The organism is Chryseobacterium sp. GW821-FHT04C04, from assembly GCF_059420365.1.
Genome location: NZ_JBWKTO010000005.1, coordinates 420,211 through 433,889 on the forward strand (window position 1 = coordinate 420,211; position 13,679 = coordinate 433,889).

Consider the following 13,679-nt stretch of genomic DNA (forward strand, 5'->3'; position numbering starts at 1 on the left):
ATAATTCAACTTAATTTAACCAATATTATCATTTTGAAAACGATAAACGTGAAAGTTTTCACCACAAAAGTCACAAAAGTTTTTACCCGTTTTTTGTTTATTTAAATTATAAACTTCGCGTGAAAAAAGTACACTTAAGTTTTGAGACTATAGATTTTTAAACATCGAAAGGATATTTAGATTCCTAACTACGAAAAAACATTGAGTGACATTACAATAGTGGCAAAATATTCCAACTGAAGGATTCAAAATTCCTTTCCTCTGGGGGTGGCAAAAATTCTTTGAATTTTTGCCGGAGTGGTTCCAACCCATTCACTAAAAAAGTCCTGAAAGAATTGACAACTTTCAGGACTTTTATGATGAAAATATACTTTGTTTTTAAGCTATCACCTCATTATTTCTTCTTGGAGCCTTGTCGCAGAGAACATCAGCAATACTCTTGGAAATAAGGTTTCCTTCTGTAAGATTATCCAGCCAGAAGAACTCCCCTGCGGCATTGATCTCAATAAAGTAATATTCGTCTTCAGGAGAAACGATCATGTCTATCGCACCATAATCTACATTGTAAATATCAAGCAACTCCAGCAGCTTTGCTTCTACATCTCCCGGAAGTTCTGTTCTGGTCCATTTATCAATGAGATTTATTCCGTCTTTTCTCCAGTCTACTTTGGCATCTTCTGACTGTTGAGAGTCTATTTCAAATGCATAAACATCTCTTCCCACAATGGTAATACGAAGTTCTTTTTTCTTTTGAATCATCTGCTGAAACTGCATTGGGCAATACAGTAGTGAATCTAGCTCTTCCAATTTATCTTCACCGACAACGTTGGTAAAAACTACATTTTCGACGCCGTCTTCATAGATCGCAAAACCGGTTTGCATTTTGGCCACTACATTCTGATGTTTTATAATAAATTTTCTTGCTTCATCAGGATTGTTGGTCAGGCAGGTTGCCGGAATGGTCAGACCTAATTTATCTGCGATTTTCAATTGCTCTTCCTTACTGTCGAGTCTTCTGTAAACACTTGGCTTTCCTAAAGAATACGCATCTACCGATTCAAAGAAACCAAAAAGAGTATTGCGGATCTCGCCCATTGTTGCTCCGTAAAACTTAGAATCTATCTCTTCTCTCAGCCCTTTTCCTATATTGTAGGCTCTTCTGTACCAAATGGCTGAAATATCATCCAGTCGATATTTTGCCTCAGGAGTTTCAAGGTAGCTGATCCATTCTCCGTCCTGAAAAATGGTAGACAGTTTGTTTTGTAAAGGATATATGTCAACATCAAAGCGGATGACCTCACAGTCATTTTTTCCAATGTATTCTGTTACTTTTTCAATTGAAAAATTATCTGCGGTATGGGTTATAATTAAAATTTTATTCATGGAAATTAATTCTTTTGATAAGATTGTCGGCAATTCTTTCTGCAATGGGAAATCCCAGTTCTTTCTGCAGCATTCCCCATTCTCCCTGTGGATTAACTTCAAGGAAATAATAGGCTCCATCTCTTCCTTTGATCATATCGATAGCTCCGATATAAAGCCCCATTTCATTCATCATGGAAGTGAGATTGGCTTTCACAGAATCTGGCAGTTCATAAACTGACCAGAAATAACCTTCACGGGCAACTCTCCAATCTGCATTTTCGCTGTTATTAATTTTTCCTGTGAAGAAATCACCATCTACATAGACGATTCTTAATTCATATTCTTTATCAATATAAGGTTGAAAAATCATTGGGCAATATGCGATATCTGACAGATGTTCCAAAGATTCTTCTTCAATAACAGTCGTGGAAATCATGTTTTCACCTGACATCGTTTTTGCCGTTACACCATGAAGTTTAGCAATTGCTTTTCCCTTACAGTACTGATGAAAAAATGATGTTATTTTTTCTGAGTCATTGGAAAAAAGAGTTTTAGGAATGGTCAGGTTATTTTTTTGAGCAATTTTCAGTTGAAATATCTTATTTCCATCGACTTTTTTTTCATTTTCATAAGGATTAATCCAGGGAATATCTTCTAAAACTGTCATCAGATTATACCTCAGGCTTCCATATTCATTCAGAAAAATTCTTTCATAATCCTGATCCAGCTCTTCAGGAGCACTAATTTTCCAGGCTTTTCTGTGCCATACTCCTTTAATGGAATCGGAATGGATTCTATTTCCGGATTCGTCAGTTAATTCAAATGAATTTTCGTAAATACTGATCTTCTGAAGATGATTCAGCCTGTCAGAATTCAGTCTGAAATAAGGGATATTTTTGGAGGTCAGATATTCGAAAAAGAGATCGATATTATAAAAATCCTGTGAGTGCGTGATGCAGAGAATCATTTGCCGGTTTTTATTAAAAAGGGAAACTTAATGTTTAAGTTTCCCCCTATTATTTTTATTTATATTCTACTTATTTTATAGTGGAATAGTTATCGTATCATCATCACCGTCAGATGGATATTTCATCGTATGCATCATATCATCTTTTGGAGATGTTACAGTGTCTACTGAAGGTTTTGTGATCATATCTCTTTCAGGAATTGAAATAATATCTGTTCCTCCTTTTACCGTTTCCGGATCTTTAACCTGTTTTTCTAAAAATGATGCGAAAAACGGCTTTTTCTTTGAGCTGTTGCTTTTCATAATGTTTAGTTTTGATTTGATATAATTTAGCCTAAGCTTTATTTTCTTATGCTTCTAAAACATCCTCATCTCCGTCAGATGGATATTTCATCGTTACATTATCATTGTCAGGTTTAGTAACACTGTCTTGAAGAGCAGTAGTGATATGATCTTTGATTACTGTAGTAATCTGGTCTGTAAGAACAGAAGTAATACCTCCTCCTTTCACAGTTTCCGGGTCTTTAACTTGCTTTTCTAAGAATGTTGCAAAAAAAGGCTTCTTTTTTGAATTTTTGTTTTCCATAAGTTAATATTTTTATTGTTTTGGAAATCCAAAGTACAAAAAATTCATATCATGGAGAAATAATATTAAATTTTAATATAAATTTAACACAATGTCAAAAATCAAAGAATAAAATTAATTTAATTCTAAAAATTCCTTTACAACATTTGCAAAATCAACCGGATTTTCAGCTTGTACCCAATGTCCTGCATTTTTTACGGTTACCACTTTAGCCTTTGGAAACTGCTGCTTGATACCAAATTCATCCTGAGGCAGGATATAATTGGACTTTTCTCCCGCTATAAAGAGTGAATCGCCTTCAAAAACGCCAAATTTAACAGCGTTGGAAACAAATTCATTATATTTTTCGGATAATGTTTTAAGATTAAATCTCCAGCCAAGTTTTTTATTTTCATCCCAATACAGGTTTTTCGTTAAAAACTGTATCGTAGATTTTTCCGGAATATACTGATTGAGAACTTCTTCCACTTCATTTCTTGAGCCCACTGTATTAAAATCAACAGTTTCCAATGCTTTTATAATTCCCTGGTGATGGGGTGGATATGCTTTAGGCGAAATATCGACAACAATCAGTTTTTCAACACGTTCAGGATACTTTATCGCAAACTGCATCACAGCCTTTCCTCCTAAAGAATGTCCCAGAACATGTGCTTTCTGAATTCCATAATGATCCATATAGCGGGCAATATCATCTGCCAGATCATCATGAGACATACTTTCTGAATGAAAGCTTCTTCCGTGATTTCTGAGGTCGATCAGGTGTACAGGAAGATATTCTCCCAGGTCTTTTCCGAAGCTCCCCCAGTTGTCAAGCATTCCAAATAGTCCGTGGAACACCAACAACGGCGTATTAATTAAGTTTTCGCCGAATATTTTTGAGTTTAAAATTTCCATTTTTCTTAGAAGTTAGATAATATGAGAGACCAAAAAAGAAGTGTTACTCACTTCTAATCTCTAATTTTTAATTTCTTATTGATTACCATTTTGCCAGTCTCTTCAAATATGCCTGAACCGTATTTTCCAATCCCATATAAAGCGCTTCAGAAACTAAAGCGTGCCCGATAGATACTTCCAAGAGGTTTGGAATGGTATCTGCAAAATACTTCAGATTTTCTAAGCTTAAATCATGTCCAGCGTTGATTCCCAATCCAAAATTGGTAGCTTCAACTGCTGTATCATAATAAGGTTTTATAGCCTGTTCTTTATGAGTCAGATAATTTTTCGCGTACGCTTCGGTATACAGTTCTATTCTGTCTGCTCCGGCCTTCGCTGCATATTCTACCAATTCTGGTAGAGGATCAAGGAAAACAGAAGTACGAATCCCTGCATTTTTAAATTCTGCGATGATCTCTGTAAGAAAATCCAAATGTTTTTTAGTGTCCCAGCCTGCATTAGAAGTAATGGCATCATCAGCATCCGGTACTAACGTTACCTGCTCCGGTTTTACATCCAATACCATATCAATAAAGCTCTGATGAGGATTTCCTTCAATATTAAACTCAGTCGTAACCAATGGCTTCAGATCATATACATCTTTTCTTGTGATATGCCTTTCATCAGGTCTTGGGTGAATGGTAATTCCCTGCCCTCCAAATTCCTGAATTTTTACAGCTGCTTCTGTAACACTTGGGGTTTCACCTCCTCTTGCATTTCTTAACGTCGCAATTTTATTAATGTTTACGCTTAGTTTTGTCATTTTTTATTTTAGATGTTAGATATGAGAAGTTAGATATGAGATGAAAACGGTTATTATCATTTCACATTCTACTTCGATATCAATATTAAATTTCATACTTATTATGTTATCCAAATATCAGTTGTAAAGAAACCTAGCCCCTAAGTTCTAATATCTAGTTTCTAACTTCTACACTTTTACGCTTACCTGCATCACCTGAAGCTCAAATTCTTTTGAGGCGACCAATAAGTGGTCAAAAATATCTGCCTGAATCTGCTCAAAACGCTCCCATTGGGAATCACTGGCAAAACAGTAGATTTCAAGCGGCAGCCCTTGAGGGGTGATATCCAGCTGTCTAACCATTCTGGTTCCAGTTTTCTCTACATCCGGATCATTTTCAATATATTTCTGTGCATAATATCTGAAAACCCCAATATTCGTAAGCTGTCTTCCGTTCACAATTTTATCTTTATGTTCCAGACTTTCTTTCTCTTTTTTGATCTCAATATTTCTTTCTTCAAGGTAATCTGAAATAAGATTAATTTCCTTTAGACGTTCAATATCTTCATCTGTCAGAAACTTAAAAGAATTGATATTAAAGTAGATTGATTTTTTTATTCTTCGGGTATTGGATTCAGACATCACCTGCATATTCTTGATCTCTGTGGTCATCAGATCATAAGTAGGAATGGTAGAAACCGTTTTATCAAAATTGGTGATTTTGGTCGTCAAAAGATTGATTTCCGTAATATTTCCTTCAATGCTGTATTTGGGAATACTTACCCAGTCTCCTACTTTCAGGTTTTTAGAAGTCGCTACGTGAAGTCCTGTTACAAATCCTAAGATTGTATCTCTGAAAACCAATACCAGCACCGCTGTAATAGCCCCAAGACTTCCTACAATAGTGGTTCCTTTGATGCCAAAAATCACACAAAGCCCGACTACTGTAAAGATGAAAAGTCCCAAAATTTTTACGGTTTCAGAAATAGCATTAAGTGCCATAATCTTGTAAAAATCCTGTTTGATGCTGAAATAATTTCTGAATGCAGTCAATGATCTGTATAGCATTCCTGCTAACATTAGTACCAATCCCAGATTGATACATCGTATAATAAAAATGGTTGTTTTTGGCAATGCATTTTCCGGAAATATGGATCCCTGTATGCCGGCAACAGCAATCAAAGCTGCAAAATGTGCTACGGAGTTCGTGATTTTGGCCTGATAAATAGATTTTAAAATGGGAAATTTTTCTTCATTATGAAATAACCTGAAGACAGAATTAATGATGAATTTAAAAATAAAATCAGTAATAAAAAATAGGACAAGAAGTAAACTCAATTTTACAATAATATGAAAAAACCAGTCCAGCCCAGTGGGTGAAATCCGGGTAATATAGATGTAAAGCTGCTCGCTCAGCTCTTGTATAAAGTTTTTGGTTTCTTGTAACTGGTCATTCATTACAGCAAATTTATGAAATTAAGAATCATGATTTTACTATTCACAATCAATTTTCATCCCAAAGAGTATCTACCCTAAGATATTTGACAAAAATTTTTCATAACCCCTGTTATAAAATATCAAATCTTCCACAACATCTGATTATAGATGAAAAATTAACTACAAAAATCACAATAAACTAAATAATATTAAAAATAATTACAATTTTAACGTTTTAATATTATTTATTTATTAAATTTGATTAAAACTAAACCCATCAAAATCAATTAAATGTGAGACAAAATTACTTATTTATTATGCTATGCGGCCTTTTGCTGCTGGCCAACTGTAAAGGAGACGATACTGCCGCTCCTGAAGAAACACCTACTAAAGTAGTCTACACAGGAAAAGTGGAAGGCAAAGTATTTGCTAAAAACGGAACAAAGCCTATTGGAGGAGCTCTTGTATTCACCACTGATAGCCAAAGTAATGTTTTCCATACCTATTCCGGTGCTGATGGCAGCTTCAGCTTAACGGCTCCTGAAGGTAATACAACACTTCACATTCAAACCGGTGATGGAAAAAATTTCAGAACTGAAGTTCCGGTCTCCGTTAAAAAGAATGAAACAACTACTGTTACTGCAACAGATTCAAAGCTGAATCAGATAGCAAAAATGGCTTATATAAAAGGGAGTTATGACAAAATCGAAGATATTATAACTTCTCTTGGATATACCGCGACTGAGATTACTTATCAGGATTTAAAAAACATCAATACTATTTCGCAGTATGACATTATCTTCCTGAATTGTGGATCCCGTGCTTATGCGCAGACAGGAACCAACACTCCAGGTAATGATGCTAATGTATACTCCAATCTCTCCACTTTCGTAACTAATGGCGGAAGCCTTTACAGCTCAGACTGGGCCTCAGCTTATCTGGTAGGAGGAAATACAAATACCGAAAACTGTAATGCTCCCGGAGGTTTCATCAATGACAATCTTCTTTGCCTGAAAGACATTGGTACAGCAACCTCTTATATTGGCTGCAATGTATCAAATACAGCTTTGGCAGCTGCATTAGGCTTTAACACATTGGACATTCAATATGACATGGGATCGTGGGAAAAAATTCAGAATTATGATCCTGCATTCTGGGATGTTCTGGTACAGAAAGGCAACGAACCGCTGATGATCAGAACAGGACATTATACCAATCCTTCTGCTCCACAAACGCCTGTAGGAACTTCTTTAAATAATAATCACATTACGATCTGTCATCACACCGCCAGTGGAAATAATATCACCATCACCATCAACCAGAATGCATGGAATGCGCATCAGGCACATGGAGATACCATGGGACCTTGTACAGGAAATTCCAATAGCGGAAATATTTATTATACCACATTCCATAACCACGCAAGTGGAAATATCGGCAAAGCAGGACCGATTCTGGAATACGTAATCTTAAATTTGTAATAAAATTTTATAACTCGTTCTCAAAGTGGTCTTTTATAGGGCCACTTTTTTTATATTGCATCTATATTTTAAAACGAATGGATACAACGATTATTAATATTTTCTGCCTTATTTTATTATTTGTCGGGATATTGGGAACTTTCCTTCCTGTTTTGCCCGGTCTTTTGCTAAGTATCTGTGGACTTCTGATCTATAAATTCGGGACAGATGCGGATCTTTCTATGATTTACATCTGGGCATTCGGAGTTCTTACACTGGCTTCGGTAGTATTAAGCTATGTGATTCCGGCAAAGACCAACAGAAAATATGGTGGTACGCGCTGGGGAAGTATTGGTTCTGTAATAGGGACCATTGTTGGAATATTTATTCCAATTCCATTAGGCTTTCTGATCGGAATGTTTGCAGGGGTATTTATTGGTGAATTACTTCATGACAGTAAAGATATGAATAAAGCTTTACAATCTACTAAAGGAGCACTGATTGGATTCATTTATGGAACCGGGTTCAGTTTTGTGGTAGGAGTGGCAATGTTTTTGGTAGTACTTCTTAATATGTTTAGCGTCATTTAATTAAATATAAGAAACTATGTTCCATAAAGTTATCCTACTCAGTCTGGGAATTTTTGCATTAACGGGATGCGATGCCCAAAAGAAATCTAAGATTAATACAAAAGCTTCTGAAATACAAACCAATACAAAAGCTATGAATTCCAGTGATCAGAAAGACGGTATTCTGTACTTCAGTGAGGGTGAGAATAAGTTTTTAAAGGAATACCAGATGAATGTTACATTCAAAGGAATTTCTGAAGACAGCCGCTGTCCTGAAGGGGTCAACTGTATCTGGGCAGGAGCAGCTGTCGCCCAGGTGGAAGTAATGGGAACGGCAACCCGACCTGCTATTTTAAGCCTTGCCAGTACAGATTATCCGGGAAGAAATTATCACCAGTCGGCAGAATTTAACGGATATGTCATTACCTTAGAGGATGTTGCTCCCTACCCAAAACAACAGGATGGAACAAAAGCATTAGCCGGAAAATATAAAATCGGAATTACGATAAAAAAGGCAGGTCAATCAACAGATTCTACCAAGAAATAGGCTTCTTTCCTTTGGAAATAAGATATTCATTAATTTTTGAAAACGGTTTACTTCCAAAAAAACCTCTGTACACAGAGAAAGGTGAAGGATGTGCCGATTTCAGAATAAAATGCTTAGCCGGATCTATAAGTTCGGCTTTTTTTTGTGCAAAAGCCCCCCACAATACAAATACCACATTCTCTTTTTTATCCGAAATTTCTTTAATGATAAAATTAGTGAATGTTTCCCAGCCAAGATCTTTGTGAGAATTAGGGGAATGGGCACGAACCGTTAAAGTGGCATTCAAGAGTAAAACACCTTGTTTTCCCCAGTCTTCAAGTTCTTTAGAAGTTCTTACGACGCCCAAATCGTCTTTCAGTTCAATAAAAATATTCTTAAGTGATGGTGGCGTGGTAACCTGTTCAGAAACAGAGAAGCACAAACCATTTGCCTGAAAATCATTATGGTAAGGATCCTGACCAATAATTACAACTTCAACATCGTCAAAAGCCGTCAGTTCCAATGCTCTGAAAATCTGATTTTTCGGTGGGAAGACTTTGGTCGTTGCATATTCATTCTTTACTTTCTCCCAAAGGGTTGTAAAGTATTCCGTACTCTTTATCGGGGCTAAAATTTCTGTCCAGGTCATACTGCAAAAGTAATAATATTAAAAATAAGAGTTTAGATTATACCTTAAATATCTTCACTTTTCTTTCGATCAGCATATATGTAAAATAGGACAGCAGCAGCGAAGACGCAATTAATAATAAGGAATTAAGGAGTGGGGCATTCACAATTATAAAATGTTGATTTTTAACAATATAATGGATAATATACAATGAATATGAGATATTTCCTAAAATGTAAATAGGCTTAGTCTCCAAAAACATTTGAAGATAATTCTTTTCTCCCGTGTATAATTGCTTTATAATCAATGCTGATAAAAATGGGATAAAAATCAAACCTTTGGTCGTAAACAGCAGTATTAAAGATAAAATAAACACAGCATAAACAGGCCATTTGCCTTTTAATGTAAGTCGTGGCAGTATAGCAACCCCAATTCCGAAAAAATAAGAAGCTATTGTTCTGATTAAAGAATTTACTCCATACGGAATATCGAGATATTCCGGAGACTTCAGCATATTCACAGAACCTGCTGAACGAATATATATATCAGGAAAATGAGGGAGAATTAATCTTAAAAGCAAGCCTGTAATAATCAGGATTTCACCACGGATTTTATATCGTATAATCAAATAAAGCATAAAGGGAAAGATCAGATAGCACATCCACTCTGTACTCAATGACCAATAGACTATATTCAGTAAACGATTTGGATTAAAAAAGCACTGTACCAATCCGGCATTAATAAAAAATGTAAGCCATGGAACACCTCCTCTCAGCAGGATAATAAAAACAATTGATAAAAAATATATTGGATAAATTCTATTGATTCTTTTCTTATAAAAAACCTGTATCTTTTTAAATTCCAATTCTTTAAACTTCTCAGAATAAGAAACTGTCAGCAAAAAAGCACTTAGTACAAAAAAGACGTCTACAGCAAGGTAACCTTTACCTATCAGATTATGAAGAATCTCGTTTTTAAATTGAAAAAAATGAAAAAAAGTAACCCATAATGCCATTACCCCTCTAATCCCCGTTAAAGATTTTATTTCATTTTTCATATATAATTTCAATCGGCGATAAAGATAAAAAAAACCTATTAGTTTTCGTGTTTATCATTATCTGACATTCTTTTTAAGCTAAAAATAATATTATCCGGAAATCCGTCATCTTCCTTTCCTTCTTCCAAAATAAAATCATGCTTTAATAGAAGCCCTTTCGAATTTTCATTAAATTTACTGGTAATTGCTGCAATTTCCTGTAAATGCAATTCATTAAATCCGCAGTCTAAGACCGCTTTCAAAGCTTCGGACATAATTCCCTGTCTGTGATATTCGGGCAGCAATTCATAACCGACTTCTGCTGTTTTCAGATCTTCAGAAAAATTCCAAAGACAAATTGTTCCGATAAGATTCTGCTGACCTTTTAAAGAAATTCCAAAATAGGCGGTCTGATTGTTTTTAGTTCTTTCTTTAATGGTTAAGATAAACTGAAGTGCGTCATAATTATTTTTTGGTGAATTTCTCCGTACAAACCGATTGGTTACTTCATTGCTTCGAATCCGTAAAATATCCTCAGTATCGTTTTCATTGATTTCTCTTAAAATCAATCTTGTGGTTTCCAGTTTCATTGGTAAGATAGAATAAATAGTTATTATATTTTCTGTTCAGTGCTGTTGTTTCAGATATCTCTTAATGCCAGCGCTTCTGAAAATTCATTTTTGTCAGCATCGAGATTCATAAATAAGTACACGCCGTATTTTATGGAGTAATTTCTTTCATAAACAACAATAGATTCTTCTTTATCCCGATCATTTCTTTTGTACCCTTTATGATAATAATCCTCTTTTTTTCGATGATGGCTGAAAGCTTCTTTCTTATCTTTATTTTTAAGACTTTTCACCAAAAGCTTTTTATCTCCATATTTTTTGTTCTTCCTGCTGTTGGTTTTATGTTCACCTTTTTTAGTCTCACTTTTTTGAATTTGGGCCTGAGCCTGAATACCTGCCAAGAGAAAAAGAAAAGCAAGTAGTAAATTTTTCATGGTTATCGTTATTAGTGCAATAAATATAAGTCTTAACCACTATACGTTCAAACTTTTTCCTTCTAAAAAAATGATTCTATTTTTTAATGTAAACCATCAAGCGTTTCTAAGGAAGGAATGATAATTAGAGATTCGCAAGCGAATCTTAAAATTTTCATCATCTCAATAGTTAAAAAAACATCCAATTCAACGTTAATTTATTCTGTAAATCTCTCGGATATACGTAATAATCAAAATTCTCACTAAATTTGCACTGTGTATATAGATAAAGAAGATTTAGACGAATTAGAGTTTCCGCAATTGCTCGCGGAAATCTCCCCATTTGCGTATTCTCCGAAAACAAGAGAAAAAATTCTTCAACTTCGCCCAATGGAAATAGAAGAGGCGGAACTTTCCTTAAAAAAAACCTCAGAATATCTGTCGAGTTTTGAAAGTTCAAATGCGATTCCGTTTGATGAATATGAAGATATTGAAAATGAGCTGAAAGTGATGCTGATTGAGAACTACCGCCTGGAAAACGCAGCTTTCATCAAAATAAAAACCATCACGGAACAGATCGGAAAACTGCAAAAATTCTTTCCTACCATGCCGGAAACCTTTCCTAATTTATTGGAAGAAGTTTCTGTACTGGAATTCAGAAAAGAAATCATCGATAAGGTAGATAAGGTTTTCAACCGATTTGGTGAGGTAAAAAGTGAAGCCTCTCCAGCTTTAAAGGATTTGAGAACTGAAATCCAGCATGCTAAAAAAGCGATTCAGGAAAATTTCAATCGTGCACTCACCACGTATGGACAGAGTGACTTTTTGGATGATATACGAGAAACGATTATTGACGACCAAAGAGTTTTGGCGGTAAAATCAGGATTCAAAAAAAGAGTTCCCGGAAGAACGTTAGGAATTTCCAAAACGGGTTCCATAACTTACATTCAGCCGGACAGCGTTGTAAAACATTATTTCAAGCTTCGCGAGAGTGAGGAGGAAGAGAAAAAAGAAATTGATAAAGTTCTCCGAAAGCTTACTGCAGAACTGGCAGAATTTCAACCTCAGCTATGGAGATATCAGGTTTATATTTTTGACCTTGACCTTACGAGAGCTAAGGCTAAGTTTAGTGAATTGATTAACGGAGTTCTTCCGAAAATCAACCATCATAGAACGTTGAGATTAAAAGATGCTTATCATCCTTTGTTGTGGCTGAGAAATAAGATTGAGAATAAGATCATCCACCCACAGACACTGAGTTTAACGGATCACAACAGAATTATCTGTATTTCCGGACCCAATGCCGGTGGAAAATCCATCACATTGAAAACAGTCGGATTATTACAACTGATGATTCAGAGTGGTATTCTGGTTCCTGTACATCCTAAGTCTGAAATGTTTTTCTTTGAGAAGGTTATGACGGATATCGGGGACAATCAGTCCATTGAAAACCATCTGTCGACCTATTCATCCCGATTGAAAAAAATGTCTGGAATCATCCGCGAGGCTGATGCCAATACGCTTTTACTGATTGATGAATTCGGGACAGGTTCTGATCCGGAACTAGGAGGTGCTCTGGCAGAAAGTTTCATGGAGTTTTTCTATGATAAAAAAAGTTTTGCCATTATCACGACGCACTATACCAATATTAAACTGGTCATAGAACAGCTTCCCAATGCTCAGAATGCAGCCATGCTTTTCAATGAAGAAACATTGGAGCCGATGTATAAACTGGAAGTGGGACAGGCAGGAAGTTCATTTACTTTCGAAGTTGCTGAAAAGAATAAAATTCCAAGATTTATTATCCATTCTGCCAAGAAAAAGGTAGAACATGATATCGTAAATCTCGACAAGACCATTGTAAAGCTGCAACAGGAGAAATTCGAGGTTGAAAAACTGAAATTTGATCTTGCAGAAAGGAAAGAATCTGTAGAAGATAAACGTGATAATCTTCAAAAACTGAATGACCAGCTTCAGCAGAAACTATTCAATTTCCAAAAACTATATGAGGAGGAACATCGTAAACTTCAGTTTGGAAATAAGATTGAAACATTCATCGATAGTTATACCAAAGGAAAATCCAGAAAAGATGTTGTAAAAGACTTTGTAAAGCTTCTTGAGCAGGAGAAATTCAGGAAATTAGGCCATGACAAAGATGAAACTAAACGTCTGCAGGTAGTAAAAAGAAAAATCACTCAACAGCTGAAAAAGGAGGATGTCATTGAAAAAATCGCAGAAACCAATGAAAAACTGGAAGAACAGCGTAAAAGTGACCGAGCTGTTTGGATGAAGATTGGTCAGCGTGTCCGTATTACAGGAAGCACCAGCGTGGGAACAATTGAGAAAATTTCCCGAAACAAGGTAATTGTCAATTACGGAACCTTCAAGACAACGATTGATGCTGATGAGCTTGAGAGAATTTAATTAATCTGAATGAGCTTAAAAATG

Annotated in this window: 15 protein-coding genes; 4 read left to right on the plus strand and 11 right to left on the minus strand. The window is 35.4% G+C overall.

The annotated features are described in order from the left end of the window. Positions 1-378 precede the first annotated feature (378 nt). From AC07UM_RS18750 to AC07UM_RS18780, 7 genes are all read right to left on the minus strand, one after another. Entirely contained in the window at positions 379-1,383 is a 1,005-nt protein-coding gene (locus tag AC07UM_RS18750) for an MvdD family ATP-grasp ribosomal peptide maturase (RefSeq protein ID WP_494681564.1), read from the minus strand. After that, positions 1,376-2,332: an MvdC family ATP-grasp ribosomal peptide maturase gene (locus tag AC07UM_RS18755; protein WP_494681565.1), complete on the minus strand. Its 957-nt coding sequence runs from the start codon at positions 2,330-2,332 to the stop codon at positions 1,376-1,378. The genes AC07UM_RS18750 and AC07UM_RS18755 overlap by 8 nt, the downstream gene beginning before the upstream one ends. Before the next feature lie 75 nt (positions 2,333-2,407). Next, a complete protein-coding gene (locus AC07UM_RS18760; RefSeq protein WP_124533852.1) occupies positions 2,408-2,635 on the minus strand; it encodes a microviridin/marinostatin family tricyclic proteinase inhibitor in 228 nt (75 codons plus the stop codon). Between the two features lie 46 nt (positions 2,636-2,681). Next, positions 2,682-2,918, minus strand: a complete 237-nt coding sequence (locus tag AC07UM_RS18765) for a microviridin/marinostatin family tricyclic proteinase inhibitor (protein WP_494681566.1) — start codon at positions 2,916-2,918, stop codon at positions 2,682-2,684. Between the two features lie 114 nt (positions 2,919-3,032). Continuing rightward, on the minus strand, positions 3,033-3,812 hold the full coding sequence (locus tag AC07UM_RS18770) for an alpha/beta fold hydrolase (protein ID WP_494681567.1): 780 nt from the start codon (positions 3,810-3,812) through the stop codon (positions 3,033-3,035). A gap of 82 nt (positions 3,813-3,894) precedes the next feature. Beyond that, entirely contained in the window at positions 3,895-4,614 is a 720-nt protein-coding gene (locus AC07UM_RS18775; protein ID WP_124533859.1) for a pyridoxine 5'-phosphate synthase, read from the minus strand. A gap of 168 nt (positions 4,615-4,782) precedes the next feature. Beyond that, complete coding sequence (locus AC07UM_RS18780) at positions 4,783-6,051, minus strand: mechanosensitive ion channel family protein (protein ID WP_494681568.1); 1,269 nt, start codon at positions 6,049-6,051, stop codon at positions 4,783-4,785. A gap of 272 nt (positions 6,052-6,323) precedes the next feature. Between AC07UM_RS18780 and AC07UM_RS18785 the strand changes: the two genes are divergently transcribed. The 3 genes from AC07UM_RS18785 to AC07UM_RS18795 all read left to right on the plus strand — a co-directional run bounded on the left by AC07UM_RS18785 (position 6,324) and on the right by AC07UM_RS18795 (position 8,606). Then, the gene (locus AC07UM_RS18785) at positions 6,324-7,511 is read left to right on the plus strand and encodes a peptidase associated/transthyretin-like domain-containing protein (protein WP_494681569.1); all 1,188 of its coding nucleotides are present in this window, start codon (positions 6,324-6,326) and stop codon (positions 7,509-7,511) included. A 77-nt stretch (positions 7,512-7,588) separates the two neighbouring features. Next, positions 7,589-8,080, plus strand: coding sequence for a DUF456 domain-containing protein (locus tag AC07UM_RS18790; protein ID WP_124533863.1), 492 nt, complete (start codon positions 7,589-7,591; stop codon positions 8,078-8,080). A 16-nt stretch (positions 8,081-8,096) separates the two neighbouring features. Further along, positions 8,097-8,606 (plus strand): hypothetical protein, encoded by a 510-nt coding sequence (locus tag AC07UM_RS18795; RefSeq protein WP_494681570.1) that lies wholly within the window; start codon positions 8,097-8,099, stop codon positions 8,604-8,606. Here the strand turns inward: AC07UM_RS18795 and AC07UM_RS18800 are convergent. From AC07UM_RS18800 to AC07UM_RS18815, 4 genes are read right to left on the minus strand one after another with little or no spacing between them, the layout of a single operon-like run. Next, entirely contained in the window at positions 8,593-9,234 is a 642-nt protein-coding gene (locus tag AC07UM_RS18800; protein ID WP_494681571.1) for a uracil-DNA glycosylase, read from the minus strand. The two genes, AC07UM_RS18795 and AC07UM_RS18800, sit on opposite strands and share 14 nt — an antisense overlap. 37 nt (positions 9,235-9,271) lie before the next feature. Continuing rightward, entirely contained in the window at positions 9,272-10,270 is a 999-nt protein-coding gene (locus AC07UM_RS18805) for an acyltransferase family protein (protein ID WP_494681572.1), read from the minus strand. Between the two features lie 38 nt (positions 10,271-10,308). Then, positions 10,309-10,839 carry a GNAT family N-acetyltransferase gene (locus tag AC07UM_RS18810; RefSeq protein WP_494681573.1) on the minus strand — a complete coding sequence of 177 codons (531 nt, stop codon included), beginning with the start codon at positions 10,837-10,839 and terminating at the stop codon, positions 10,309-10,311. Positions 10,840-10,889: 50 nt separating this feature from the next. Next, the gene (locus tag AC07UM_RS18815; RefSeq protein WP_494681574.1) at positions 10,890-11,252 is read right to left on the minus strand and encodes a hypothetical protein; all 363 of its coding nucleotides are present in this window, start codon (positions 11,250-11,252) and stop codon (positions 10,890-10,892) included. A gap of 255 nt (positions 11,253-11,507) precedes the next feature. Here AC07UM_RS18815 and AC07UM_RS18820 point away from each other — a divergent pair, with 255 nt between their 5' ends. Beyond that, a complete protein-coding gene (locus AC07UM_RS18820; RefSeq protein WP_494681575.1) occupies positions 11,508-13,655 on the plus strand; it encodes an endonuclease MutS2 in 2,148 nt (715 codons plus the stop codon). Positions 13,656-13,679: the final 24 nt, after the last annotated feature.

Bases quoted from the DNA above. Each gene is read 5' to 3' on its own strand.
- AC07UM_RS18750 (WP_494681564.1), bottom strand. From the start codon at position 1,383: ATGAATAAAATTTTAATTATAACCCATACCGCAGATAATTTTTCAATT.
- AC07UM_RS18755 (WP_494681565.1), bottom strand. From the start codon at position 2,332: ATGATTCTCTGCATCACGCACTCACAGGATTTTTATAATATCGATCTC.
- AC07UM_RS18760 (WP_124533852.1), bottom strand. From the start codon at position 2,635: ATGAAAAGCAACAGCTCAAAGAAAAAGCCGTTTTTCGCATCATTTTTA.
- AC07UM_RS18765 (WP_494681566.1), bottom strand. From the start codon at position 2,918: ATGGAAAACAAAAATTCAAAAAAGAAGCCTTTTTTTGCAACATTCTTA.
- AC07UM_RS18770 (WP_494681567.1), bottom strand. From the start codon at position 3,812: ATGGAAATTTTAAACTCAAAAATATTCGGCGAAAACTTAATTAATACG.
- AC07UM_RS18775 (WP_124533859.1), bottom strand. From the start codon at position 4,614: ATGACAAAACTAAGCGTAAACATTAATAAAATTGCGACGTTAAGAAAT.
- AC07UM_RS18780 (WP_494681568.1), bottom strand. From the start codon at position 6,051: ATGAATGACCAGTTACAAGAAACCAAAAACTTTATACAAGAGCTGAGC.
- AC07UM_RS18790 (WP_124533863.1), top strand. From the start codon at position 7,589: ATGGATACAACGATTATTAATATTTTCTGCCTTATTTTATTATTTGTC.
- AC07UM_RS18795 (WP_494681570.1), top strand. From the start codon at position 8,097: ATGTTCCATAAAGTTATCCTACTCAGTCTGGGAATTTTTGCATTAACG.
- AC07UM_RS18800 (WP_494681571.1), bottom strand. From the start codon at position 9,234: ATGACCTGGACAGAAATTTTAGCCCCGATAAAGAGTACGGAATACTTT.
- AC07UM_RS18805 (WP_494681572.1), bottom strand. From the start codon at position 10,270: ATGAAAAATGAAATAAAATCTTTAACGGGGATTAGAGGGGTAATGGCA.
- AC07UM_RS18810 (WP_494681573.1), bottom strand. From the start codon at position 10,839: ATGAAACTGGAAACCACAAGATTGATTTTAAGAGAAATCAATGAAAAC.
- AC07UM_RS18815 (WP_494681574.1), bottom strand. From the start codon at position 11,252: ATGAAAAATTTACTACTTGCTTTTCTTTTTCTCTTGGCAGGTATTCAG.